Origin of the sequence: Hoeflea sp. IMCC20628, assembly GCF_001011155.1 — a bacterium.
In the GTDB taxonomy this organism is placed as follows: Bacteria; Pseudomonadota; Alphaproteobacteria; order Rhizobiales; family Rhizobiaceae; genus Hoeflea.
In genome coordinates this window covers 1,688,750-1,713,799 of the sequence record NZ_CP011479.1, presented here as the reverse complement: position 1 = coordinate 1,713,799, position 25,050 = coordinate 1,688,750, and the positions used below count along the sequence as shown (strand labels likewise).

25 protein-coding genes are annotated in these 25,050 nt (G+C 59.8%); 12 read left to right on the top strand and 13 right to left on the bottom strand.

All coding sequences use genetic code 11. From position 1 onward, the window contains the following. Positions 1-112: 112 nt before the first annotated feature. From IMCC20628_RS08075 to IMCC20628_RS08065, 3 genes are all read right to left on the bottom strand, one after another. Entirely contained in the window at positions 113-349 is a 237-nt protein-coding gene (locus tag IMCC20628_RS08075) for a hypothetical protein (RefSeq protein ID WP_047029802.1), read from the bottom strand. 140 nt (positions 350-489) lie between these two features. Next, on the bottom strand, positions 490-963 hold the full coding sequence (locus tag IMCC20628_RS08070; RefSeq protein WP_047029801.1) for a hypothetical protein: 474 nt from the start codon (positions 961-963) through the stop codon (positions 490-492). Between the two features lie 9 nt (positions 964-972). Beyond that, positions 973-1,248: a hypothetical protein gene (locus tag IMCC20628_RS08065; RefSeq protein WP_047029800.1), complete on the bottom strand. Its 276-nt coding sequence runs from the start codon at positions 1,246-1,248 to the stop codon at positions 973-975. A 273-nt stretch (positions 1,249-1,521) separates the two neighbouring features. Between IMCC20628_RS08065 and IMCC20628_RS08060 the strand changes: the two genes are divergently transcribed. Then, positions 1,522-2,562, top strand: a complete 1,041-nt coding sequence (locus IMCC20628_RS08060) for an AI-2E family transporter (protein WP_047032375.1) — start codon at positions 1,522-1,524, stop codon at positions 2,560-2,562. Between the two features lie 12 nt (positions 2,563-2,574). Here the strand turns inward: IMCC20628_RS08060 and IMCC20628_RS08055 are convergent, their stop codons facing one another. Then, positions 2,575-3,711 (bottom strand): anhydro-N-acetylmuramic acid kinase, encoded by a 1,137-nt coding sequence (locus tag IMCC20628_RS08055; RefSeq protein WP_047029799.1) that lies wholly within the window; start codon positions 3,709-3,711, stop codon positions 2,575-2,577. 214 nt (positions 3,712-3,925) lie between these two features. On the opposite strand from IMCC20628_RS08055, the gene tyrS reads away from it, so the two are divergent. Then, the gene (tyrS, locus tag IMCC20628_RS08050) at positions 3,926-5,179 is read left to right on the top strand and encodes a tyrosine--tRNA ligase (RefSeq protein WP_047029798.1); all 1,254 of its coding nucleotides are present in this window, start codon (positions 3,926-3,928) and stop codon (positions 5,177-5,179) included. A gap of 66 nt (positions 5,180-5,245) precedes the next feature. Here the strand turns inward: tyrS and IMCC20628_RS08045 are convergent, their stop codons facing one another. Further along, complete coding sequence (locus tag IMCC20628_RS08045; RefSeq protein WP_197078415.1) at positions 5,246-8,494, bottom strand: DUF3971 domain-containing protein; 3,249 nt, start codon at positions 8,492-8,494, stop codon at positions 5,246-5,248. Positions 8,495-8,759: 265 nt separating this feature from the next. Here IMCC20628_RS08045 and bcp point away from each other — a divergent pair, with 265 nt between their 5' ends. The 4 genes from bcp to IMCC20628_RS08025 all read left to right on the top strand — a co-directional run bounded on the left by bcp (position 8,760) and on the right by IMCC20628_RS08025 (position 13,365). Continuing rightward, a complete protein-coding gene (gene bcp, locus IMCC20628_RS08040) occupies positions 8,760-9,227 on the top strand; it encodes a thioredoxin-dependent thiol peroxidase (protein ID WP_047029796.1) in 468 nt (155 codons plus the stop codon). A gap of 91 nt (positions 9,228-9,318) precedes the next feature. Further along, positions 9,319-10,092 carry a ferritin-like domain-containing protein gene (locus IMCC20628_RS08035; protein WP_047032374.1) on the top strand — a complete coding sequence of 258 codons (774 nt, stop codon included), beginning with the start codon at positions 9,319-9,321 and terminating at the stop codon, positions 10,090-10,092. 109 nt (positions 10,093-10,201) lie between these two features. Beyond that, positions 10,202-11,503, top strand: a complete 1,302-nt coding sequence (locus IMCC20628_RS08030; RefSeq protein ID WP_047029795.1) for a M23 family metallopeptidase — start codon at positions 10,202-10,204, stop codon at positions 11,501-11,503. Positions 11,504-11,811: 308 nt separating this feature from the next. Next, the gene (locus IMCC20628_RS08025) at positions 11,812-13,365 is read left to right on the top strand and encodes a DEAD/DEAH box helicase (RefSeq protein WP_047029794.1); all 1,554 of its coding nucleotides are present in this window, start codon (positions 11,812-11,814) and stop codon (positions 13,363-13,365) included. 95 nt (positions 13,366-13,460) lie between these two features. On the opposite strand, the gene IMCC20628_RS08020 is transcribed toward IMCC20628_RS08025, so the two are convergent. Next, positions 13,461-14,384: a LysR family transcriptional regulator gene (locus IMCC20628_RS08020; RefSeq protein WP_047029793.1), complete on the bottom strand. Its 924-nt coding sequence runs from the start codon at positions 14,382-14,384 to the stop codon at positions 13,461-13,463. Between the two features lie 98 nt (positions 14,385-14,482). Here IMCC20628_RS08020 and IMCC20628_RS08015 point away from each other — a divergent pair, with 98 nt between their 5' ends. Genes IMCC20628_RS08015 through IMCC20628_RS08005 form a run of 3 tightly spaced genes read left to right on the top strand, consistent with a single transcriptional unit; the run spans position 14,483 to position 16,629 of the window. After that, positions 14,483-14,773 carry a putative quinol monooxygenase gene (locus tag IMCC20628_RS08015; RefSeq protein WP_047029792.1) on the top strand — a complete coding sequence of 97 codons (291 nt, stop codon included), beginning with the start codon at positions 14,483-14,485 and terminating at the stop codon, positions 14,771-14,773. A gap of 22 nt (positions 14,774-14,795) precedes the next feature. Then, positions 14,796-15,608, top strand: coding sequence for an SDR family NAD(P)-dependent oxidoreductase (locus IMCC20628_RS08010; RefSeq protein WP_047029791.1), 813 nt, complete (start codon positions 14,796-14,798; stop codon positions 15,606-15,608). A gap of 10 nt (positions 15,609-15,618) precedes the next feature. Then, positions 15,619-16,629, top strand: a complete 1,011-nt coding sequence (locus tag IMCC20628_RS08005) for a zinc-binding alcohol dehydrogenase family protein (RefSeq protein ID WP_047029790.1) — start codon at positions 15,619-15,621, stop codon at positions 16,627-16,629. Positions 16,630-16,721: 92 nt separating this feature from the next. On the opposite strand, the gene IMCC20628_RS08000 is transcribed toward IMCC20628_RS08005, so the two are convergent. From IMCC20628_RS08000 to IMCC20628_RS07985, 4 genes are read right to left on the bottom strand one after another with little or no spacing between them, the layout of a single operon-like run. Further along, a complete protein-coding gene (locus IMCC20628_RS08000) occupies positions 16,722-17,042 on the bottom strand; it encodes a TfoX/Sxy family protein (protein ID WP_047029789.1) in 321 nt (106 codons plus the stop codon). Next, complete coding sequence (locus tag IMCC20628_RS07995) at positions 17,032-18,681, bottom strand: molybdopterin-binding/glycosyltransferase family 2 protein (protein WP_047029788.1); 1,650 nt, start codon at positions 18,679-18,681, stop codon at positions 17,032-17,034. Before IMCC20628_RS07995 ends, IMCC20628_RS08000 begins: the two co-directional genes overlap by 11 nt. Further along, the gene (locus IMCC20628_RS07990) at positions 18,678-19,415 is read right to left on the bottom strand and encodes an XdhC family protein (RefSeq protein ID WP_082128059.1); all 738 of its coding nucleotides are present in this window, start codon (positions 19,413-19,415) and stop codon (positions 18,678-18,680) included. The genes IMCC20628_RS07995 and IMCC20628_RS07990 overlap by 4 nt, the downstream gene beginning before the upstream one ends. Continuing rightward, the gene (locus tag IMCC20628_RS07985; protein WP_047029787.1) at positions 19,415-19,762 is read right to left on the bottom strand and encodes an XdhC family protein; all 348 of its coding nucleotides are present in this window, start codon (positions 19,760-19,762) and stop codon (positions 19,415-19,417) included. The genes IMCC20628_RS07990 and IMCC20628_RS07985 overlap by 1 nt, the downstream gene beginning before the upstream one ends. Between IMCC20628_RS07985 and IMCC20628_RS25775 the strand changes: the two genes are divergently transcribed. After that, positions 19,761-19,889 carry a hypothetical protein gene (locus IMCC20628_RS25775; RefSeq protein ID WP_280949428.1) on the top strand — a complete coding sequence of 43 codons (129 nt, stop codon included), beginning with the start codon at positions 19,761-19,763 and terminating at the stop codon, positions 19,887-19,889. The two genes, IMCC20628_RS07985 and IMCC20628_RS25775, sit on opposite strands and share 2 nt — an antisense overlap. A 30-nt stretch (positions 19,890-19,919) precedes the next feature. Here the strand turns inward: IMCC20628_RS25775 and IMCC20628_RS07980 are convergent, their stop codons facing one another. From IMCC20628_RS07980 to IMCC20628_RS07970, 3 genes are read right to left on the bottom strand one after another with little or no spacing between them, the layout of a single operon-like run. Beyond that, entirely contained in the window at positions 19,920-21,146 is a 1,227-nt protein-coding gene (locus tag IMCC20628_RS07980) for a VWA domain-containing protein (protein ID WP_047029786.1), read from the bottom strand. Beyond that, positions 21,146-22,069 carry a MoxR family ATPase gene (locus IMCC20628_RS07975; RefSeq protein WP_047029785.1) on the bottom strand — a complete coding sequence of 308 codons (924 nt, stop codon included), beginning with the start codon at positions 22,067-22,069 and terminating at the stop codon, positions 21,146-21,148. Before IMCC20628_RS07975 ends, IMCC20628_RS07980 begins: the two co-directional genes overlap by 1 nt. A 44-nt stretch (positions 22,070-22,113) precedes the next feature. After that, positions 22,114-22,608 (bottom strand): flavin reductase, encoded by a 495-nt coding sequence (locus IMCC20628_RS07970; RefSeq protein ID WP_343123254.1) that lies wholly within the window; start codon positions 22,606-22,608, stop codon positions 22,114-22,116. Positions 22,609-22,852: 244 nt separating this feature from the next. Between IMCC20628_RS07970 and IMCC20628_RS07965 the strand changes: the two genes are divergently transcribed. Then, on the top strand, positions 22,853-23,911 hold the full coding sequence (locus IMCC20628_RS07965; RefSeq protein ID WP_197078414.1) for an ABC transporter substrate-binding protein: 1,059 nt from the start codon (positions 22,853-22,855) through the stop codon (positions 23,909-23,911). Beyond that, positions 23,908-24,918 carry a P1 family peptidase gene (locus tag IMCC20628_RS07960; RefSeq protein ID WP_047029783.1) on the top strand — a complete coding sequence of 337 codons (1,011 nt, stop codon included), beginning with the start codon at positions 23,908-23,910 and terminating at the stop codon, positions 24,916-24,918. Before IMCC20628_RS07965 ends, IMCC20628_RS07960 begins: the two co-directional genes overlap by 4 nt. Positions 24,919-25,050 lie beyond the last annotated feature (132 nt).

Sequence of the window (25,050 nt, the reverse complement as noted above, 5' to 3'; positions counted from 1 at the left end):
TACGCGTCACCAAGACGCGCATTGGTTTTGAGACCCGGCTCATCGGGCTTAGCTCAGGGTTTGCAGCGGTGCCCTTCCTTGACGACAGGCACCACTCCTGGCGCTGGCTCTATCAGAGTGCCTTGCGGATGCGGGTGAACGCGTCCTTGAGTTCCGACCCGAGGATCTCGAAGGCATCGCCCAGATCTTCCTTGCTCTTTTTCAGGTTGGCCTGGCTTTCGAAGTGATTCCAGCGATCCTGGAGTTCAGTCCATTCGTCTTGAGCCTCTTTCGAGCCCAGGTGCACCTTGAGCTTGATCTCGTCATAGTTTTGCTTCAGCTCTTCGGTCATCTTGTTGATATCAGGCATGGAATTATTCCTTGTTTCAGGGGTGATTGATTGCTTGGGAGTTGGGACCGGCGCTGCTTACGTGCCGGTTGTCGTGACGAATCAGGCTGTGCAGTCTGGCTCCGGAAAGCTCAGCGCAGGTCTGTGAAACGGCACAGGTGTCACGACCCCGTCTTTCGCCGGCGCAGACTGCGGATGATCGAGGAGATGATCGGCACCAGAAATCTGGCACTGTCCCACCCATTAAGCCCGTTGATGCCCGCCATGCCGCCAAGTGCTGCTGTTGCCGGGTTGGACTTCAACTCACTTTCCAGTGTCGCCGATGTCAGATCGCGCAGTTCCCTGGCTGCGGCGAGATCCGGGCCGGGTCTGGTGAAGGCCGCAATGAGCACGAGGGCGATTGCCAGAACTATATTAGCAATGGCGAGGATTAAGGGTGCCATGATCGCGCCCCAACCGGCGAGCAACCATTGGTAGGCAGCGATATTGAGGAAAACCAGCGCCATCAGAGCAATCAGCGTCGCGAAGAACAAGAGCGAGAGTTTTCGCACCTGCACCTTCAGACGGATTTCACCGACCAGCAATTCGGAACGAAGATAAAGGCGCAAGACCCGGACGATTGTATGGACTGACATGGTTTCACACTACTTTGCTGTTAGACGGCCGATGACGATGCCGAGCGCAAGCGCGGCGGAAACCGAGGCAACTGGATGCTCGGTGAAGCTCTCTTCGGCCTCGTCAATCATGGTCTGGACCAGATCACCAAGCTCGCCGAGCAGTTTCGGGACGTCGTCGATCTGGTCATCAGGTTCTGAATTCACCGGGTCGGGATTTGGCTCGGGCGGAGGGGAACTGCGACGCAGCTGCTCGACTTCCGCCCTCAGACCCGCAATTTCTTCCCTCAGGCTGGGCTGCTTCATGATCTATTCCTAAATCTCATCACAAGATCGAATTATAGCCCGGCGCATCATCGCGGGATTGATCTAACGCATTTCGTCGCAAATAAATTTGACCGAAGAACAGGTTTGCCTGCCATTGCCTGCACGACGGTTGCGGCCCAGGCCGCTGGAGCGGGCACAGGATGTCGCTTGGACATTCCTGTTGGCTCGGCTACAAAACCGTTCAACAGGGAGGAAACCTGCTCCTGATTAACAGCTACACGTTGTGAAAGACCCGCTATGGAACCGCACAATATATCAGTTCAGCGCGTCGGATTCTATTTGATGCTGGCGCTGACAACGGTCGCTTTCTGCGTGCTTCTTCTTCCGTTTTACACCGCCATTTTGTGGGCGATCATCCTGGCGATCATCTTCCATCCGGTTCAGAAGTACCTTGTTCGTCGTCTCAATGGCCGACCGGGCGCTGCGGCTCTCCTGAACGTTCTCATGTGCGTCTGTCTGGTGATTGTCCCTGTGGTGATCATCCTTGCTTCCATCGCGCAGGAAGGCACGAGCCTCTACCAGCAAGTCAGCAGCGAGGAGTTCAATCTGCGTGGTCGCGTGGAGCAGTTCACAAGCGCTCTACCGAGCTTCATCGAACGATGGACACCCATCGAGCTGGGGAATTTTCCCGATTTGAAGGGCAAGTTTTCCGAGGGAATCCTGCAGACCAGTCAGTCGATGGCTGGTCACTTGGTCAATGCCGGCGAGACCACGCTGAATTTTTTCATCGGTTCCGGCATAATGCTGTATTTGCTTTTCTTCCTGTTCCGCGATGGAGAGTGCTTGGTTGCAAAAATCAAGAGAGCGATGCCGCTAAGCGATGAATACTCCAGCCAGTTTCTGGAGAAGTTCACATCAGTCATCAACGCGACAGTGAGAGGCAACATCATTATCGCGGTTATTCAGGGGACAATCGGTGGCGTGACATTCTGGGCGCTGGGGATCGAGGCGGCATTGCTGTGGGGGGTGGTCATGACCTTCTTTTCCATGTTGCCTGCAGTTGGCGCTGCTCTCATCTGGGGGCCGGCTGCCCTGGTTCTGATATTCAGCGGCGCCTGGCTGAAAGGTGTGATCCTGATTCTTGTCGGAACGCTGATCATCGGTCTGATCGACAATCTGTTGCGCCCTCCACTGGTCGGCAAGGAATCAAAATTGCCCGATTACATGGTGCTGATATCGACAATCGGCGGCATGGCCCTGTTCGGAATCAACGGTTTCATCGTCGGCCCCCTGATCGCAGCCATGTTCATTTCCGCATGGTCGCTGTTTGCCCACGAACCTGAAAACACTTGAACGCGACATAGATCAACGCCCCCGGGCCAGAACACCGCCGGTTGCGGGTTCCTTGACCCCTGTGGTGCCGGGATAGGTCAGCGGCAAGCCCCTGAGCGACCTTACCGCCAGCCATGCCCAAGCCTCGGCTTCCATCGAATCACCGTTGAGCCCCGCCTCTTCCGCCACAATCACGCGCCCGGTGTGCCGGGTTGCCACCGTCAGGTCTTCGACGATCATCCGGTTGTGCCGGCCGCCACCGGTCAGGATCCACAGTTTTGGTTTGACCGGAAAATGCGCTTGCGCCTTGGCAATTGCTGCAGCCGTCACGAAAGCAAGCGTCCGCGCGCCATCTTCCAGCCCGGCTTCATCATCATTAGGCACCTGAAAATCATTGCGATCGAGCGAAATGCGTTCCTTGGCGGTGAAGAACGGCTGCGACAGATAGCGATTGGCCAGTTTCGAGAGCACACGGCCTTCCGATGCGATGGCACCGCCGGAATCGTAGGGAATGCCGGCATGGCGCGCCACCCATTGGTCAATCAGCGTATTGCCGGGGCCGCTGTCGAAGGCCAGCAACTCCGCTTCGGGATCGACATAGGTAATGTTGGATATGCCGCCGATATTGACGAAAGCCACCGGCGTCTGGTTCGCCCATTCACTCGCCAACCCTGCCGCCAGCGCGCGATGATAGGCCGGAACCAGTGGCGCGCCCTGCCCGCCCAGCGTCATATCATGAGCGCGCAAATCATGAACGACATCAATGCCAAGCCGTGTCGCCAGGCGCTGGCCGTCCCCAAGTTGAACCGTCAGCGCCTTCAGCGGCCGGTGCAGCACTGTCTGGCCATGAAAGCCGATGATATCTACATCCGTGGCAGCAAGGCCTTCCCGCGCCAGAAAGGCTTCAACCGCAGCCGCATGCCGGTCCGTCAGGTCAGCCTCCAGCTCAGTCAGATCACCCGGCCGGTCGCTGCGGTGCTCGATAGCCTTGGCGGTCTCAAGTGATGCCTCAAGCCGTTTGCGAAACTTGGCGTCATAGGGCGTGAACGAAGACGCGCCGCGCCGCACACTGCCGTCGCCATCGGTCTCGAGCATCGCCAGGTCGATACCGTCCATTGACGTGCCGCTCATCAGCCCGATTGCCCGCTTGAGTTCGCCGCCAGTCGCCATCGCCCGTCGTCCTTGTTGCATCAGCCGGCCGATCTGGGAGAATCAGCCTCGTTTCGCGTCAGAACCTACATGCCGCGATAGTATTCGTCAGCAGCGGAGAAGCGGCTTCAGTTGAATGCGCCTGCCGCTAATGCTAAAGGCCCGCCCGGGCGCGACACACCGGTCGACGCCCGTTTGTTTCCGGAACAGCCGAGATAACCGCAAGGACAGTGATATGTCAGCCTTCAAGTCCGATTTCCTGCGCACCCTTTCCGAGCGCGGGTTCATTCACCAGGCCTCCGACGAGTCGGGCCTTGATGATTTGTTCCGGAACGAGACCGTCACTGCCTATATCGGGTTCGATCCCACAGCCTCGAGCCTGCATGCCGGCGGTCTGATTCAGATCATGATGCTGCACTGGATGCAGAAGACAGGCCACCGTCCGATCGCACTGATGGGCGGCGGCACCGGCATGATCGGTGACCCTTCGTTCAAGGATGAAGCCCGCAAGCTGATGACGCCCGAGCTGATCGACGAAAACATCGCCGGCATCAAGAGCGTATTCTCCAACTACCTCACCTTCGGCGACGGCCCGCAGGACGCGGTGATGGCCAACAATGCCGACTGGCTGATGGGCCTCAATTACGTTGAATTCCTGCGCGATGTCGGCCGGCATTTTTCAGTCAACCGGATGCTGGCGTTTGATTCCGTCAAGACCCGGCTCGACCGCGAGCAATCGCTGTCGTTCCTGGAATTCAACTACATGATCCTCCAGGCCTACGACTTCGTCGAGCTCAACAAGCGCTATGGCTGCCGCTTGCAGATGGGCGGGTCCGACCAGTGGGGCAACATCATCAATGGCATTGATCTTGGTCACCGGATGGATTGCCCGCAGCTCTACGCGCTGACGTCACCACTGCTGACCACCTCATCGGGTGCCAAGATGGGCAAGTCCGCCAATGGCGCGATCTGGCTCAACGCCGACATGCTCGGCGCCTACGAGTTCTGGCAGTACTGGCGCAACAGCGAAGACGCCGATGTCGGCCGCTTCCTAAAGCTCTACACCACCATGCCGCTTGACGAGATTGCCAAGCTTGAAGCATTGGGTGGTGCCGAGATCAACGAAGCCAAGAAGGTTCTGGCAACCGAAATCACCGCCATGCTGCATGGCCGTGCCGCAGCCGAGCAGGCCTCCGAAACTGCACGCAAGACTTTCGAGGAAGGCCAGACCGCAACTGATCTGCCATCCATCACCGTTGCGGCCGCCGATCTCGACGCAGGCATCGGTCTGCTGGCGCTGTTCGTTCAGGCTGGTCTGGCCGGATCCAATGGCGAAGCCCGCCGTCACGTGCAGGGCGGCGCGATCAAGCTCAACGATGTGGCTATCAGCGACGACAAGACTTTGGTCAATTCCGGCTATCTCAATGATGACGGCGTTATCAAGCTGTCGCTGGGCAAGAAAAAACACGTCCTCGTTCGTCCGCAATAGGCAGCAGCCGAACCGATTGACGATATACAGCGCCGCCGGAACAGCTTGTTCCGGCGGTTTTCTGTATCACGGCCTGAACTCGAAGATCGAGCGGAACACCCCCGGCGCGATCACCGAGAGCGGATTGACCTGCAACAGCGGAGAGTCGGTATTTCCAGCAAGCCTGAAGGTAATGCCGATCAAACCGCGGTCCCGGCCATTGCCCAGCAGCAAGCCGATCAGCGGCAACTCGCCAAACAGGCGATTGACCCCATAGGCCGGCATGAAGGTGCCGGTCAGATCGATTTCGCTCTTGGCGTTGTAGACCAATCCCTGGAACGACGCGCCAATTTGCGGACCACGGACGACACCTTCACTGATACTGAGTTCTCCGTTGCCTGAAACGACCCGGGCATTGGCAACCTCAAAACTAGCTTTCGACACGTCGATATCGGCCTTGACGGCATCACTGAGGCTTTTGCCGTCCTTCTTGCTCGGCGTGGACACCAGCGACTGCAATCGCGGTTCGCCCACCACCTCAAAATTCCTGATGTCGATAACGCCGCGCCGCAGCGGGCCACTTTCGCGTTTGAGCCTGACGTTGAGAAGGCCACCCCGGATGCGGGCGTAAACACCGGCAAATCTGGCAAACGCACCGGCGTCACCGCTGGTAACCTCAACCGATTCGCCGGCCTTGTCGCGCATGACCGCCATCACCAACGCCTGTCCGCTTTTGGTAACCGCCTTGAAGTCCAACAGGTCGATGCGCTTGCCCTGCCCCTTGTAGCGGAAGCTTGCATTGGAGAATGCTTCATCGGAATATCCGTGGACAGTGTCGACGCTGCCGGACAGATCAACTTGCGCGGTGTTAGATTGATCCACCGGGCTGCCCGCCTCGACGGATTTTACCAGTGCTATCAGCGGACGAACATCGATGGCCTTGCCGCTAACCTTGATCTGGTATCCATTGCCCTTGCCAGTGATATCAACGCGGTAATTGTCACGCGACGAAAGTTCCACATGATCAAATGTCGCGCTCACGACTTGTCCCTGATCAAGTGACACCGCACCGGATGCCCCAAAGCCCTTGCCCGACAGTTTCAGATCAGAAAGACGGATGATGTCGCCGTCTGTGTGCATCGAGAACTGCAACGTTGCGGCGACGCCTTTTCCCTTCGTCCAGCCGATCCCCGGAACCGTGAGTTTTGCGGTTTTGAGGTCCAGCGAGACGCTCTGACTGCCATTGGCCTGGTTTTCCATGACAAACCCGACCGGTCCGGATATCAATGTGCCAGTCCCGGGCGCCAGATGTTCGCGCGCCTCGGGGGTGAGCGTTCCAGACAGTTTCCGCTCTGCCTCTATGACGGAATCACCCACCGGCTGCACGATATCGAGGGTCATTTTCGCCCCGTCCACCAGTGCGTCAGCTGTCAGGTTCGCCCGGCCCGGCGTCACATAAAGCCGGCCGTTCAACTCCGTCAGCATTCTGCCTTCGATAGGCTTGGCAATGTCGACGCCATCCATCTCCAGATCAGCGGTCCAGTCGGGCGGCGGAGGCGACTGGTCCGGAACAAGCCCGAAGCGCGCAGTCACCGTCGACGAGATGGAGCCGCTGAGTTCTTCAGGTTTCAACCCGATCTGATCAAGCACGTTGATCGGGTGGTAGGTGATCAATTCGGCAACCGCATCCGCTTTGCCGCTGACCGACATGGACAATTCCGCCATCAATGGCTGTTCATTCGTCGCAGAAATTGAAAACACCGCATTGGCCACATCAACGGTCCGTCCGGTGGGGAAAAACGCCGTCGCCGATTCTATGTTGAAGCTGACTTTTGAACCGCGCAGCTGCATATGTCCGGCCGTGTCGCGCAGTGGCGGAATGTCGCCTGCAACATTCATCCGCGCCCGCGCGATGTCGAAATCGATCTGCAGCTGATCTTCATCAAACCCGACATCTTCAAAGGGCTTGTAGTGACCAGCCGGTGCCGAAAGCTGAATCCGGCCATTGCTGACAGTGCCGCCATAGAGGTTGTTGAGCACCCATTGGCGCGCCATTTTGCCCATCCAATAAGGCCAGAACTGCTTGACCGCGGCCGTCGACATACGCGGCACCTGCGCTACCATGTTGATTTCCGGCGAAATGCCCTCGACAAACCGCCACGAGGCCGACCCAAGCATGTCGCCTTGAGGCGTAGCCACCGTCAGTTGCTCAGCCACGAGAAGCCTGTTTGCCGCGTCAAACCACCCCAGCGCCTTGCCATCAAACGCCATTGGAGCTTCGTCGGAGTCCCCCGGGTCTGCGAGCCCTTTGTTGATGACGAAATCGAACGCTATTCCCTTGCCTTGAATCTTGTCGGTCCTGTCGGCATCAATCAAGCCACCAGTAAAGGGCAAAATCGTTTCACCGATCCGGATAACGGAAGGCGTGATCTCGATTTTCTTTGCCGCAGGCATGTAAGCCAGATTGACGCGTGCTTCCTGCAAGCTCGCCTCTCCGCCGCCCATGGTGATGGTACCGTCAGACGCCTTCAACCTGACGGTAAGCGCCGCCTGCTTGCCCGGCAGCGCGCGGGCCGCCGTGAAGCTGATTCCGAGCGGCGTTGCCACCCCATTTTGACGGTTGCTTGCGGCTTCGGTCAGAAAATCGATGGCCAGCCCATCAATCCTGCCCGTGATACGGGAAAGCTGCGTTTTATCGGGGGAGGCGCTTGCTTTCCCGGAAACGGTGAAGGTCTGATTCTCCCGAGTGATCGCGGCCTCAATCTCGTAGTTTCGCCCGTCAATCCGGCTCACCACCGCCTTTTCAATCACCACCTGTCCTCCGGCACCGGAAATCCGGATGTCGGAAAACCGGAAAGAGCCGGCTTCCACCGCGTCGACTTGGGCTGCGACGCGGTTCAAGATCGAGAACACTTGCTCAATCATCGCATCGGTGCCATCGACCCGAAACCCGGCGAGATCGGTAAGATTAAAGCCTTTGCCTTCAGGCGCGGACAGCCCGACACCGGTTATGTCGACGGAAGCGACGGTTATCTTGCCTGTCAAAAGCGCCAGCGGATCAAGGGCTATGACAACCCGGTCGACACGATTGACTTCCGCCATACCGTCACGGCGTTCAATCACCACATCCCGGGCGACAAGTGCAAGTTTCCCGCTCTGCGTCAGGCGAACGGCAGCGGAAGTCAGCTCAGCCCGGTTTTCCGGCCCGACCGCCTGGGCCAGCGCAGCCCTCGCCCTGTCTCTGATGAGACCATCGGCAAGCCCGGCTTCGAGCGCCCCCAACAATCCACCCACGATCAGCGCAAGCACCAGAATGGTGCCTAGCACCCAACCCATCGCCGCATATCCCCAACCCCATCGGCGAGGGTGATGGCCACGCACCAGAATGGAATCATCGGCGTTGGCTGACGGAAGCTCATGCAGCGAAACAATGTCGCGCTTTTTGAATTGAACCTTGTCTATCGGTTGTTCCGGCATGGGCGTGAAGGTGTGATCTCTTTGATTGGGATGATTCTGCTGGCTGTTGCTCTTGCGCTTATATATGCCCTTGAGACAGGTTCACCTGAAAAACAGCCAACGAAAACGATGAAAGGGTTCCAAGATGAGCGAACTTGCCGAAGGCATGACAGCGCCTGAATTCGATCTGCCACGCGATGGCGGCGGAAACGTGTCACTGGCCGGTTTGGCGGGCAAGATTGTCGTTGTCTATTTCTACCCGAAGGACGACACCAGTGGCTGCACCGTCGAAGCCATTGACTTCACCGCCCTTGCTGAAGAATTTGCCGCCGCCGGCGCCGTTGTTGTCGGCATGTCTCCCGACCCGGTGAAAGCCCATGACAAATTTGTCGCCAAGCATCAACTCGGCGTCATTCTGGCCTCGGATGAAGACAAGTCGGTGCTCGAAGCCTATGGCGTCTGGAAGGAAAAGAGCATGTACGGCCGCAAATATATGGGCGTCGAGCGCTCGACATTCATCATTGACCGCGACGGCAAGATTGAAAAGATCTGGCGCAAGGTCAAAGTACCAGGCCATGCACAAGCCGTGCTCGAAGCGGTGAAGGCAGTTTGATCGGCCCCCTCGCCCCGGCATTGGGATTTCGCATTTGGTGACCGGCAGCCAGCCCATACTTTCGCTTCGCGATGGCGCGGCACGGGCAATCATGGCCGAAGATCTGGACCTCAAAACCACGCTCGCACAGGATGTCGCCAATCGATGGCACGAACGGCGGCTGTCCTTGCGATCGCCAATAGACAAGCTGGCGCCAATCCGGCCCGGTCGACCGGCCAAACCGGATCTTGTGCCTCCGACCCAGGTGGCGCGGCGCTCGTTGCATACGCCGCATGGACGGATCGCGCTGCTGCACGCGATCGCCCACATCGAACTCAATGCGGTCGATCTGGCGCTCGATATTGTCGCCCGCTTTGCCTCGGCCCCGATGCCGCAGAGCTTTTTCGACGGATGGATGCAGGTCGCTTTTGAAGAAGCCAAGCATTTCAATCTGGTACGCGGACGGCTTCAAGCTCTTGGCGCCGACTATGGCGACCTGCCTGCCCATGACGGGCTATGGCAGGCGGCCCACGACACCCGAAATGATTTGACAGCCCGGCTGGCGGTCGTGCCGCTTATTCTCGAAGCCAGGGGGCTTGATGTCACTCCCTCCTTGCTGACCAAGATGCGCGAAGTCGGCGATCACGAAAGCGCCGCTGTTCTGGAAATAATCTACGAGGACGAGAAGAAGCACGTTGCCATCGGCGCCAAATGGTTCCGTTTCATTTGTGCACGTGAGGGCAAGGATGCGGCGGCGACATTCAGGCTTCTGGTGCGCGCCAATTTTCGCGGCGGCCTGAAACCCCCATTCAACGATCTTGCCCGCGCCGCAGCCGGCTTGACGCCGACCTTCTACCGGGCGCTGACCAGCCAAAACATGTCCTGAACAAGAGGAATCGACGCCCGGTCGGCCATTGTTCAAGCGTTTATTAACCTTAACAGGGTGTAATCCTCCTCAACCATTAACGGCAACCCGTTCTGACGAGGATTACTGAGTGTCGCAGAGGCAGGACAGCCGCGTATTTGGCAAACGGCCAAAACGTTCCCACACCATCATTTTCGCCAGTGGCGATACCATCAGGCATATGACCATTCGCCCGTGGATTGTCGGACTTTGCATGTCGGTCATCGGCGTCATGGCCATCGGCTACCTTGCAGCAACAACCTATCTGGTGCTGCGGGACGATCTGATTGGTGCTTCGATGGCGCGTCAGGCGCGCATGCAGCACGCCTATGAAGACCGGATTGCCGCCTTGCGGTCCCAGGTTGACCGGGTCACCAGCCGGCAATTGCTGGATCAGCAACTGATGGAAGACAAAGTGGCCGAACTGATTGCCCGGCAGGATGCCCTGAACAATCGCCATGGCAAGCTGGGACCACTGCTCGACAGGGCCGGCGCCACGCCAAACCAGATTCCGATTCCGGTCGCCAATCCCAAAAAGCAGGCCGCACTTGCCGTAACCTCCCCCAAGACCAAGCGTCTGGCAGCGCTCGCGAGCCAACCACAGATCATCGCCGAGCCATCTGCACTTCACGTCAATCCCCTCGCCTACGCCGCTGTTGACGGCAACAGGAATGCAGAATCGGTCGGCGAGCGGGCGGACCGGATTTTCTCGACAGTGACCCTGTCGCTCAAATCGATCGAGCAGGAGCAGATTGCGAAAATGCAAGGCCTTGCGGTTGACGCCTTTGAAACCGCATCCGAGATCGACGACATCATCACCGCAGCGGGTCTGCCGATGCCTAATCTCGAAGACACCGCGGTCGGCGGGCCTTTCGTACGGCCGACCGATCCCAACGCATTTGAAGCCACACTTGATGATCTGGACCAGGCGCTGGTCAGACTCGACACCGTCCGGCGCAACGCCCGCAAGCTGCCGATCGCCATCCCCGCACCGGGGGCTGAAATCACATCGAAGTTTGGCAATCGCCGCGACCCCTTCCTCAGCCGGCTTGCCTTTCATGGCGGAATCGATTTCCGGGTCAAATCGGGAACCCCTGTCTACAGTTCCGGGTCAGGCACGGTCATTCACGCCGGTCGCAATGGCGGTTACGGCAAGATGGTCGAAATCGACCATGGTAATGGCATCACCACCCGCTACGCTCACCTCTCCCGCGTCACGGTCAACGAGGGCGATGTTGTGGCACTTGGCGCTCGCATCGGTAAATCCGGCTCAACAGGCCGCTCCACCGGCCCGCACCTGCATTATGAAGTACGCCGCAACGGAAATGCAGTCGATCCCATGCGCTTTCTCAAGACCGCCAAGAAGCTCAAGGCGCTGCTGGTATCGGGCTGACAGACCGGCTTGCGACCACAACCATGAACTGAACCGTAGCCCGCTATCGACAGGCTTACGGATAGTCCGGGATGTTGATCAACCTGACTTGCGACATTGCTGATTGCGATGAAGTTGCTTTACCTCTCCCATCGACCTTGCTTGACGCTCCAAGCACACGCATTGAACGTCACGTGCGGCGATACAGCCCCACTCGGGGCTTTTTCTTGACTTAATGCACTGCAGCGACTATTCGGAACGCACAGGGATCGCGTCTTGAACGCGCTCCCGCGCATAGCCGCACACTCCGAAACGGATAACGCCCCCAATTGACCACTTTTGCTGATCTTGGCTTGAGCCAAAAAGTACTGTCCGCCGTTACTGACGCTGGATACACGACGCCAACTCCTATTCAGGAAGGCGCCATACCGCCTGCGCTCGAAAGGCGCGACATTCTGGGCATCGCCCAGACGGGAACAGGCAAGACCGCCGGCTTTGTTCTGCCGATGCTGACCATGCTGGAACGAGGCCGCGCCAGGGCCCGCATGCCGCGCACCCTGATCCTTGAACCGACGCGCGAACTCGCTGCGCAGGTACATGAGAATTTCGAGAAATACGGCAAGAATCATCGCCTTAATATCGTTCTGCTGATCGGTGGCGTCTCTTTTGACGAACAGGACCGCAAGCTGGAACGTGGTGCCGACGTGCTGATCGCCACACCGGGACGCTTGCTCGACCACACCGAACGCGGCAAGCTGCTGATGACGGGCGTGGAAATCCTGGTAATCGACGAAGCCGACAGAATGCTCGACATGGGGTTCATTCCCGATATCGAACGCATCGTGAAATTCATTCCGTTCACCCGGCAGACCCTGTTTTTCTCGGCCACCATGCCGCCGGAAATCCAGAAGCTGGCTGACAAGTTTCTGCAAAATCCGGCCCGCATCGAGGTTGCTCCGCCCTCCTCCACCGCGGCAACCGTCGAGCAGCGCCTTGTCGCCTGCGGCAGCAAGGACTTCGAGAAACGCGAACGCCTGCGCGATCTGATCAATACTCAGACCGAGCTGACCAATGCCATTATCTTCTGCAACCGCAAGAAAGATGTGGCCGATCTCTACAAGTCGCTTGAAAAGCACGGTTTCTCCGTCGGAGCCTTGCATGGCGATATGGATCAGCGCTCGCGCACCAACATGTTGCAGGGCTTCAAGGACAACGAAATCACGCTGCTTGTTGCGTCCGATGTCGCCGCACGCGGGCTTGATATTCCGGCAGTGAGCCACGTCTTCAATTTCGACGTGCCGATCCACGCCGAAGACTATGTCCACCGCATCGGCCGCACCGGTCGTGCCGGACGCGCAGGCGCAGCCTTCACCATGGTTTCGCGCAAGGACACCAAATATGTCGACGCGATCACCAAGCTGATCGACCGTGACATCGAGTGGCTTGACGGCAAGGACGCCATCCAGTCGTCTTCCGATGATGCCGACGAAAAGCCCGGCCGCGGCCGCCGCAGCGACAGCAAGGGAACGGCGCGCCGTTCCGGTCGTGGCGAAAAGCGCAACCAGGACGAAAAGCCTGCACCTGTTGAAGCGGCAGAGCCGGTGATGGAAACCGTGCAGCAGCCCGCAGCAATCGTCGAAGCCGTTACCAAGGAAGCGCCGCGCGAAGAGCGCCAGCCCCGCCAGGAGCAGCGTGAAGAACGCCAGCCACGGCAGGAACGCCAGGAGCGTCCAGCACCGCAGCGCGCCCAGGAACCGGCCAATACCAATGATGACCGCAATCGCAATCGCAACCGCCGAGGTGGTCGCGACAATGACGACCGCGAGCCGACACCGGTTGGATTTGGTGATGAAATTCCCGCATTCATGATGATAGGCGGCTAAGCCAACTCATCTGGATACGCTTTACGAATTGGCCGCCGGCACCCCAGCCGGCGGCTTTTTTCATGACTATGGCCCCGGATCGCCGGGGCGATGAACTAAAACTTGGTCACCGGCGTAGCGCGATCGGCCGGTTCCACCCGCAGTAGCCTTGCAGCCAGTTGGTCGGCCAGCGCACGCACCCGTCGGGGCTGGGCCCGGCTCGGCGGAAACAGCATCTGGATCGGCGTTGGCATCGGCGCGTAGTCGGCCAGAAGCTCGACCAGGCGACCGGCCTTGATATCCGGCCCGACATCCAGTTCCGATCTGAACATGATCCCGTAACCGTCAAGAGCCCACTGCCGCACCATTGCACTGTCATTGGCCACACGGTCACCTTTGACGGTAACAATCTGCTGCGTCGCATGTGGACCGAGCCGCCAGACATTGTCGAGATTGACGCCAAACCGCATCACCAGGCAATTGTGATCCTTGAGGTCGGCAGGCGTCCGCGGCGTGCCGTGCTTTTGTAGATAGGCGGGCGCTGCACACACCAGCCGGCGCCATTCGCCCATGCTTCTCACACGCAGCGAACTGTCGGTCACCGCTCCAAAGCGAACCGCCATGTCAAACCCCTGCCCGACAATGTCGATATAGCCATCTGACAGCAGCAGCTCGACCGAGATGGACGGGTGTCGCGCAAGAAACAGATTGATTTCGTCGGAGACGATGGTGCGGCCAAGATCGCTGGGCGCGCTGACGCGGATCAGGCCCGACAGGGTCTGCGCACCGTGGCGAATGCGGGTTTCGAGATCCTCGATCTCGCCAAGCACATGCTTGGCGCCCTCGACCAGCGTCCGGCCTTCCTCCGTCAGGCTGATGGCACGGGTGGTGCGATTGAGCAGCACAATGCCGTAATGCGCCTCCAGCGCGGACAGCCGCTCGGAGACAGTGGTCGGCGACAACCCCAGCTCGCGCCCGGCGCCAGACAGGCTGCCCTTCTCGACGATCTTTTGAAACAGGGCAATGTTGTTGAGCAGCATTATGCGGAATATCCGGATTATCAATTCGCATATTGCCGGTTTATTCGGATTAGGCAAGAAGCTACATGTCCGCCATCACCAATTGAGGAGTTACCACAATGAGCAAACTGACCATCGCCGCCAATATCAAGGCCAATCCCGACAAGATCGAACTGGTCAAGAAGGAGCTCGAAAAGCTTCTCGCCGTGACCCGCGCTGAAGCCGGCTGCATCAATTACGTCCTGCACCAGGACAACGACAATCCGGCGCATTTCATGTTCTATGAAAACTGGGAATCGCGCGAACTGTGGCAGACCCACATGAACGCCCCGCATCTGGCCGCCTATATGCAGGCTACCGACGGCGCCGTCGCCGAATTCGTGCTCAACGAAATGACCCAGATCGGCTGACCGCCGACAGCAAGGAAGCGCCATGCAGAAGACAATCCTCATCACCGGTTCCACCGACGGCATCGGCCTGGAGACAGCAAAGCTGCTGGTCGCAGACGGCCACACCGTGCTGCTGCATGGGCGCAACCCGGAAAAACTGGCGCACGCCGAAACAGCGCTCGCGGCACTTGGCAAGGGCGGGAGCATCGAAACCTATGTCGCTGATCTGTCGCGCCTGGCCGATGTCGAAGCCTTGGCAACAGCTGTGGCAGCGCACCATGACAGGCTCGAAGTGCTGATCAACAATGCCGGCGTCTATAAGGCGCAGGAGACCGTCACGGCAGACGGGCTTGATGTCCGTTTCGCCGTCAACACCATCGCTCCCCACCTGCTGACCCAAAGACTTCTGCCGCTACTGGGCGAAACCGGACGGGTAATCAACCTGTCGTCAGCCGCCCAGTCTCCGGTCAGTCTCGAAGCCCTCTCCGGCAAGGCCCGGCTGTCGGATGGTGCCGCCTATGCGCAAAGCAAGCTGGCGCTGACCATGTGGTCGCGCGCCATGGCATTGTCACTCAAGGATGGCGGCCCGATTGTTGTCGCGGTCAATCCCGGATCCATGCTCGGCAGCAAGATGGTCAAGGAAGCTTTTGGCGTGGCAGGCGGCGATCTTGCCATTGGTGCTCAGATTCTCTCCCGCGCCGCTCTCTCGGATGAGTTCGCTGCGGCTTCCGGCCTGTATTTCGACAATGATTCAGGCAAGTTTGCCTCGCCCCATCCCGACGCGCTCGACGCCCACAAATCCGAAGACGTCGTCCGCATGATCGAGACGATTCTCTCCAAACTCATAAAAGAATAGGAAGCCCCCGATGAAAGCCGTCGCTCTTACCCATTACCTTCCGATCGATGATCCAAAATCCTTCCTCGATGTCGATCTGCCCAAGCCGGTTGCCTCGAACCGTGACATCCTCGTCAACGTGAAGGCCATCTCGGTCAACCCGGTCGACACCAAGGTCCGCGCCCCGAAGGATGCGGTCGAGGAAACTCCGCGCGTTATAGGCTATGACGCCTCCGGCATCGTTGAATCCGTCGGCCCGGACGTCGCGCTGTTCAAAGCTGGCGACGAAGTCTACTACGCCGGCGACATCACCCGCTCGGGCACCAACCAGGAATTTCACCTGGTCGATGAACGCATTGTCGGTCGCAAGCCGAAGAGCCTCAGCTTCGCCGAAGCCGCAGCCCTGCCGCTGACCACGATCACCGCCTATGAAGCCTTCTTCGACCGCCTTCACATCAACCGCGATGGTGCCGACAAGGGCCAGTCGGTTCTGATCATCGGCGCCGGCGGCGGCGTTGGCTCGATCGGTATCCAGTTGGCCAAGGCCGCCGGACTTGTCGTCATCGCCACCGCCTCGCGTCCGGAAACCGAAAGCTGGGTCCGCGAACTTGGCGCCGATCATGTGGTCAATCACCGCGAAGACATGGTGGCGCAGGTCCGTGCGCTCGGCATCCACAATGTCGATCACATCGCCATCTTCAACGACATGCGCCATTGGGAGACCGCGGTTGAGCTGATCCGTCCGCAGGGCGGCATCGTCTCCATTGATGACACCGATCTGCCGATGCCGATGGGTGGCATGAAGATGAAGGCCGCCAGTCTGCATTGGGAGTTCATGTTCGCCCGCTCCATGCACCAGACACCCGACATGATCGAGCAGCACAATTTGCTCAGCTATGTCGCCGACGAAATCGACGCCGGCCGGATCCGCACCACGCTCGACACCGTGCTGAGCCCGATCAACGCAGAAAACATGCGCAAGGCGCATGCGCTGATCGAAACCGGCACAGCCAAGGGCAAGGTCGTCGTCGAAGGTTTCTGATCAAGCCGATTCGATCGGCTTCAACCGACCGCGTCAAAGCCTCCGGCACTTTCCAGTGCCGGAGGCTTTTTGCTGTCTGGTGATAAGTATTGCTATTTTTTCGCCCGCAATGCCGCGGCCCAGGCAAGAGCCACCCATTTGGCCAGTTCGTCCGGATCATCAAGCGCTGCCTCGGGGATCGTCCAGTAAGGCATCGCCACCGGCTTGTTCTTGCCGTCATAGACCCACTGGCTGGCCCCGGCTTCCGCAAATTCCGGCGCGCTTTCCGCATCGGCCTTGAGCAGAAGATCGCCGGCGCTGATTTCCAGCGCCAGGATCTTGCCCTGGTGATAAATCCCCTTGCCGCCAAACATCCGCTTGATGGTCACTTCGCCGAGACTGTCAAACATTTCGCGGATTGCCTCATTGTCCATGCGGCTGCCCTTCCTTTTCGGTGACCCCGCCGGCCAGCCGCACAGCTTCCGGCGTGTCGACATCAAGCCGCGCCGCCGGTCCGATCTCGACATCGATCACCGGCCAGGCGCCGCTTTCAATCAGCGGCCGAGCGCCGACATCACCGGACAGTTGCATTGCATCATTAAAGGCTGAGCGCGGCAGGATCACCGGATTGCCGCGGCGCTCGCCGTCACAGGCACGAACAATCGCAGTGCCGTCGCTCTCGACAAAGGCGCTGACAAGACGGTCGAGATGCTCCGGTCGCAGAGCCGGCATGTCCCCCAGCAAAACCAGCGCCCCCGACAGGTCCCCGGCAAGCGCGCCAAGCCCGAGCTTCAGCGACGACGCCATCCCTGATGCGAAATCAGGATTGCCCACCAGATCCAGCGCCAGCCCCGAAAGGCTCGCGGCAATCTCGCTGCCCCGATGGCCGGTGACCACGACCGTCGCGCTGGCATTGGAGGCCAGTGCTGTGCGCGCCATCCTGCGGATCAGCGGTTCACCGTCAAATTCGGCCAGCAGCTTGTGCCCGGCCGCCTCCCCCATGCGGCTGGCCTTGCCTGCCGCGAGTAGCACCACGCCGACAGACATCCCGGTATGGTTTGCATCCATGCCTGCCACCGGCTGCCGTGGCTGTGGCCGTGTGGCTATTTCCTTGAGCAATCCGCCCACCCCCATGCGGGAGATGTCAAGCGCCGATGGCGTGTCTTCGGCCAAAACCCGCGCCAGCACCCAGTCAAAGCCGTTTTCCTTGGGACTGCGCGCACAGCCGGGCGCGCCGATCACCTGGGCATTGCCGGCGGAACCGAGCACCAGCAGATTGCCGGGATCGACCGGCATGCCGACCCGTTCGACCGCGCCGCCGGCCTTTCGGATTGCCGCCGGGATCACGTCGTCACAATCGGTCACCGCCGAGGCCCCGAACACGATGACCAGTTCATAATTCGCCGCCATCCGGACAATTTCGGCGGCGACGGCATCGGTCTCGTGCGCCACCCGGCTTTCCTCGACCAGCCTGGAGCCGCTTGATGCCAACCGGCTGCGCAGCAACTCCCGGGTCTTGTCCATGACGGTGGTCTTCAGCGTCGGCAATGTCGTGGCAATCAATCCGACGCGCATGGCCCGGAACGGCGCGACATAGGCCAGTTTGCGGACCGCAATGGCGGTTTTCGCTTCGCTGAGCGAAGCACCCGGCACCGCCAGCGGAATGATCTTGATGGTCGCCACCATTTCATCGGGCAGCACCGATGTACGATCGGCAAGGCAGGCAAATGTGATGGCCGGGTCGATGGCATTGAAATGGTCGACCGAAAGCCGCTCGGCGCGGAACAGTCCGGCGCGTGTGGCATGCAGATTGACCCGTCCTGTGGCGGCATTGGCGGCACGGATATGCGCACCGGAGAAAGTTTGCGCCAGAATTTCCGCCGCCGCGTCTTCCCCGACATCGGTATCGCTGAGCCGCGCCACAATCACGTCGGTGACGCCACCCTGACTGAGCATCATCACGTCAGCATTGGTGAGGACATGACCTTTTTTCAGTCGCCACGTGCCAACAGACAGCGAATGCGCCAGCACGGCGCCCTCGGCTTCCGCAATTGCGACCGGACCAAATTTCATCGCACGGAACTGCCCGTGGCCGTTGGTGATGGCGAAGACCGGGCGGCTGCAGAATCAGACGGCCTGCGCAACGCCGCAATCACCTGCGCCAGGATCGCCACCGCAATCTCGGCCGGGCTTTGCGCCCCGATATCAAGCCCGATAGGGGCTGCGATTCTGGCGATTTGCTGCTCGCTCAATCCAGCCTGCGTGAGCCGCTCGACCCGGCGCCCGTGGGTTTTGCGCGAGCCCAGCGCGCCGACATAAAACGAATCCGCGGTCAAAGCACTTGTCAGCGGCCAGTCGTCGATCTTGGGATCATGGGTCACCGCCACAAGTGCCGTGAACGCATCAATGGGTTGGTCCTTCAGCGCATCTTCGGGCCAATCGGCAACCATATCGACATCCGAGAACCGCTCAGCGGTGGCAAAGGCGGTGCGCGGATCAATCACCCGCACGTCAAAACCCGCCATCTGCGCCATCGGCGCCAGCGCTTGCGAAATATGCACCGCGCCGATGATCACCATCCGCGGCGATGGCACATGCACATTGAGGAAGAAACGCTGGCCATCGGCTTCAACGATGCCTGATTTGGCAGACAGGAAGGCTTTGCCAATAGCTGCCCCCAAATCCCCCGCAACCGCATCGCCCTTCATCACCAGACGATTGCGACCGTCGGCCAGGTCAGTCAGCATGATCGCCGCTTGCCGGTCGCGCCGCGCTGCATTGAGTTGTCTGAGCAGATGCGGGTCCATCAGCCGATCCGTTCCAGATAGACCTGGATCTTGCCGCCACAGGAGAGCCCGACTCGCCAGGCGGTTTCGTCGGCGACACCGAATTCGAGCATTCTGGGTTCGCCAGTGGCGATCACGTCGGCAGCTTCCGAAAGCACTGCGCCCTCGACACAGCCGCCAGACACAGAGCCACTGAAATTGCCGTCGGCGTCAATCACCAAATGGCTACCCACCGGCCGAGGCGCCGAGCCCCAGGTTTCGATCACTGTCGCCACGGCAACTTCGCGGCCATCCAGCATCCAGCGCTCCGCAAGCATCAGCGGATCGAGTTGGACTTCTGAAATCTGTCCCGGAATCGGAGTTGTCATGCCTGCCTCCATCGACTGCAATCAGCAGTATGGCCACCGCGCCGGGATGATTTCAAGTCAGTTCATCAACCAAATGCAGAACCCGGCTTCCCCGGGAAGAAATGTGGAAAAACACGGACCGAACTGAACCAGAATGAACCGGACAATGCGGGGTGCGTCAGAGATAGCGGCGCGGATCGGCTTTCGTGGCATCGCTGTCGCCAAGGGCTGCGACAAGATCGGCCATGGCTTCGATGCTGTGAACCGCACGAAACTCATCGACATGGGCGAGCATGGTGCGCACCCCGCGCGCCCGCGCCTCAAAACCATCGAACCTGAGCAACGGATTGAGCCAGATCAGCCGCCGGCAGGAGCGGTGCAGACGGTCGATCTCGGTGTTGAGCTCATCAATTGAATCGCGCTCCAGCCCGTCGGTGATCAGGATCACCACCGCGCCCTGCCCCAGCACCCGGCGCGACCATTGCCGGTTGAACAGCCGAAGCGCCTCGCCGATCCGTGTCCCGCCCGACCAGTCCTTGACCGCACCGGTGCATTGATCCACCGCCTCGTCAGGGTCCTTGTTGCGCATCTGCCGGGTGATGTTGGTCAGCCGCGTGCCGAACAGGAAGGTGTGAACCCCGCGTCGCTGTTCGCTGATCACATGCATGAAGTGCAGAAAAACCCGCGTGTACTGGCTCATAGAGCCGGAAATATCGGCGATGATGACCAGCGGCGGATGCACCTTCCGGCGTTTGCGGAATCTCGGCAGGATCAGATCGCCGCCGGTTCGCATCGCAGCCCGCATGGTGGCGCGTGGATCAATCCGCTTCGGCTGCGAGGATGGCTTGTAGCGCCGTGTCTCGACTTGATCAAACGGCAGTGACAGGCCGGCAATCGCCCGCTTCGCCTCAGCCAGTTCCGCCGCGCTCATCTGGGCAAAATCTTGCTGCCGGAGCACCTCATTGCCCGAGGTGGTCTCGCACGCATCAATGTCGATGATCGGCTTGTCCTCGGGTGGACGGTCCTTTTCATGGCCTTCAAACAACGCCTGGCTGACCCGGGTTTCCCCGGCCTTGAGTTTTTCGCGCTCCTTGTTCTCCATCGCCACCGGCGAGAACATGGCGATCATCTTGGCGACCAGATCACGTGAGCGCCAGTAGAGCCTGAAAGCCTGGTCAAAGACCTGATGATCCTCGCGCCGCTTGACGAAAACCGAATGCAGGATCCAGTAAAATTCCTCGCGGTCGCCGATACCGGCGATCTGCACCGCCTCGACCGCATCGCGCACCGCCGCCGGCCCGACTTTCAGCCCCGCCTTGCGCAACACCCGCGCGAAAAAGACAATATTGTGGACAAAGCGGCCATCGACCGCTTCCGCGACAACCGGTTGTGCGGCTTGAACCATCAGAGCCCCTGAGCCAGCTCGGCCTTCACTTTAGCCAGCAGCTCGCGGCCTGCCGAGCCTTCGATGCGGGCGATGTCGTCCTGGTATTTGAGCAGGGTCCCGAGCGTATCCGACACTGTTTCTGGATCAAGCGCCAGCCGGTCGAGCTCGGTCAACGCCGTTGCCCAGTCAATGGTTTCCGCCACGCCGGGGCTCTTGAACAGATCCATCTGCCTGAGTTTCTGCACATAGGTGACAATCTGCCGTGACAGTTCGTCATGACAGCCCGGCACCTTGAGCCGGACAATCTGCAATTCCACATCGGCACTCGGGTAGTCGACCCAGTGATACAGGCAGCGCCGCTTCAGCGCATCATGGATTTCCCGGGTACGGTTGGTGGTGATGATGACGATCGGCGGCTCTTCCGCCTTGATGGTGCCGAGTTCCGGGATCGTCACCTGATATTCCGACAGGATTTCCAGCAGGAACGCCTCAAACGCCTCATCGGTCCGGTCAAGCTCATCAATCAGGAACACCGGCGCACGGCCACCGGTGCCGTCAAGCGCCTGCAACACCGGGCGCCGGATCAGATGTTTCTCCGAAAAAATGGTGCGCTCGATTGCCGAACGGTCATCCTCACCGGTTGCTTCCGCCAGCCGGATTTCCAGCATCTGCGCTGGGTAATTCCATTCATACACTGCCGAGGAAACATCAAGCCCTTCATAGCATTGCAGCCGAATCAACGGCCGGTCCAGCGCCTTGGCAAGAACTTTGGCAATTTCGGTTTTCCCGACACCGGCCTCGCCTTCCAGAAAAAGCGGCCGTTTCATCCTCAGGCTGAGGAAAAGCACCGTCGCCAGCGCCTTGCTGGCAACATAGTCCTGACTCGAAAGCAGAGCGAGTGTTTCATCAATGGAGGTCGGCAGCGGATTGGAAATCGACATCAGGGCTCCGTCAGCAAGAAGGTCAGGACTGTGCCCGAGCAAAGCTAAACAGTATGGTACCCGCGGTCCATATACAAAAGCGCCGGTCCGGGCGGGCCGACCCGCAATCCAATGACTTCGCCGATCAGAATCTTGTGTGTAGCAACCGTCTTGGTCTCGATCAGCCGGCAATCAAACACCGTCGCGGCACCAACGAGCGCCGGCGCACCGGTGGTGATCGTATCCCACTCAGCCAGGGCGAATCGCTCGTCGACATCGAGATGATCGACACCGGAAAACGCCACGGCCAAAGGCTGGTGCTCCAGCATCAGCGTGTTGAGTGCAAACACACCCGATTGCATGAACAGCTCATTGTGCGGATGGGAATGATTGAGGCAGACCAGCAGCGTGCCCGGATTGTCCGAAACAGAACAGGCCGCAGTCACCGTCACGCCCCGCCGCACCCCATCAGTCGCTGTGGTGGCAATTTGCACATGCCCGGCGTACCGCGCCATCGCATTGCGATAGTCCCGGGAGTCTATGGTTTGCCGTTTCAACACGCATGCGCCTCAATGTTCTACCGTGGCCGGTATAGGTCTGTCCTGAAGACCATACATAAAGAGCGGATGGCAATTTGAAACCCGCGCCGGCGACTTTTTCTCGTTCAGGCCCGTCGCAGCGGTCATCAGCGACTGATTTCACTTGGACTAGCCCCTCCCGCCGGTCTAAATAACCGGCATGATGATCCGGTATGCATTTTCCAGTCTGGCCCTCGCCCTGACGCTCCTTTTGTCCGCAGCACCCGTGCACGCGCAAACAGTGCATGTCGGCATTGTCATTCCGCAATCCGGCCAGTTCAAACTTCTCGGCGACCATGTCCGTCAGGCGTTCGCCGTGTGGAATGCTGATAATCCCGGAGTTTTTGCAGATGTTGTCGAAGGCGACGATGGCTGCACCGAACAGTCCGGCAAGGATTCTGCTGCAGCAATGGTCGAAGCCGGCGTCGATATCGTGGTCGGTTTCTTGTGCACCGAAACCCTTGCCGCAGCGCTGCCGCTGCTGACCAAGGAAGGCATTCCGGTCATGACCCTGACCGTTCGCGCCGATATCATCGCCGAAGAGGCGACGCGATTGGGCTGGAAGTTCTTTCGTCTCGCCCCACGCGCCGGCTCCGAGGCCGATATTGCTGCGGACGCCATTTTCCGTTTTTGGGCCGACCAGCCTTTCGCCCTGATCGAAGACGGCGCCATTTCCGGTCGCGAGCTTGTGGAGGCAATCCGCATAAAGCTAGAGAACCGTGGCCTCAAGCCAACATTCGTCGACAATTACCGGCCGGGCCAGACAACTCAGCCTAGCCTGATGCGCCGGCTCAAATCAGCTGGCGTCACCCGGGTCTTTGTCGGCGGCGAACGCGCCGACCTCGCAGTGATCGCCTACGAGGCCGATTATCAGAGCGTTTCGCTCAAATTCATGGGCGGTGATTCGCTTGACGCGCCTGAGACCGAATACCCGATTCCCGATGGCACCATTGCCGTGTTGGCTGCCGCAGCCACTCCCGGCCCCGAGGATGAAGCTGCACGTGCCGCATTTGCGAGCCGGGACATGATTGCCGAAGGATTGCGCATTCCCGCCTATGCGGCGGCTGAAATCATCGGTGCAGCAGCTAACCGCATGGCCTACGGGGAAACCGGTCTGTACGAACTGCTCAGCCAGAAAACCTTTACCACGGCGTTGGGGCCGGTGACATTCGAGCCAAACGGCGAACGCCGAGAGCCAGGTTTCGTGCTCGCCCTCCTCGATGATGGTACTTTCCGGCGACTGAGCATCGAAGATGCGGCGGCGCTGGCCGGAGAAAACCAATGACCAGCATCGGTCCGCGCAACCTGATCACCGATGTGGCTGGCATCAGCGTCGGCAATGCCAGCGACCGGGATCTCAATTCCGGCGTAACCGCGATTGTTTGCGATCCGCCCGCCACCGCAGCCGTGCAAGTTCTTGGCGGCGCGCCCGGCACCCGTGAAACCGATCTGCTTGAACCGCACAACTCGGTCGAGACAGTCAACGGTCTGGTGCTCTCCGGCGGCTCAGCCTTCGGCCTTGATGCTGCCAGCGGAGCGCAGGCATGGATGCGCGAACAGGGCATGGGTTTCGAAGTCGGCCCGCACCGCATTCCGATCGTTCCCGCGGCGATCCTGTTCGACCTGATCAATGGCGGCAACAAGGATTGGGGGCAATACCCACCCTATCGCGACCTTGGCTATCAGGCCGCAGCAGCGGCTGCCCAGGATTTCGAGATCGGAACCGCAGGCGCGGGCTTTGGCGCCTTGACGGCAACCTTCAAGGGCGGCCTTGGTTCGGCGTCAGCGCTGACCGCCGACGGGATTTCCATCGGCGCGCTGGTCGCGGTCAATCCGATGGGCTCGGTCACCATTGGCGACACACGCCATTTCTGGGCCGCACCGTTCGAGACCGGGACAGAATTCGGCGGACTTGGCATGCCTGCGCCCTTCCCGGCTGACGCCGCCGATCTCAGGATCAAATTCCGCAATCTCGCCCGTGGCGTCTCCAACACCACGATCGCCGTTATCGCCACCGATGCGGTACTGACCAAGGCCGAAGCCAAGCGCTTGGCAATCGCCGCACATGCCGGCTTTGCCCGGGCGATATGGCCGAGCCACACTCCGTTTGACGGCGACCTGGTGTTTGCTCTTGGCACCGGGGCGTCGGGCCGCAAACCGTCCCCGGATGCATTTCTCGATCTCTGCGCCGCGGCGGCCTCCACCATGAGCCGGGCCATCGCCCGCGGCGTCCATGCAGCCGCCCCGGATCCGCGCGACCTGATGCCCGCATGGACCACGGTACAAGATTGAGCAGGCTTCAGGTTGCCCGTTCGGTCCGGCAGTGATACCCGGTTCTACCAACAGATCAGAGATGCTCCCATGCCATTCGCGCACGACATAATTCGCTTTTTGAGTGCCGCACCGCTTGGCCGGAACACCAAA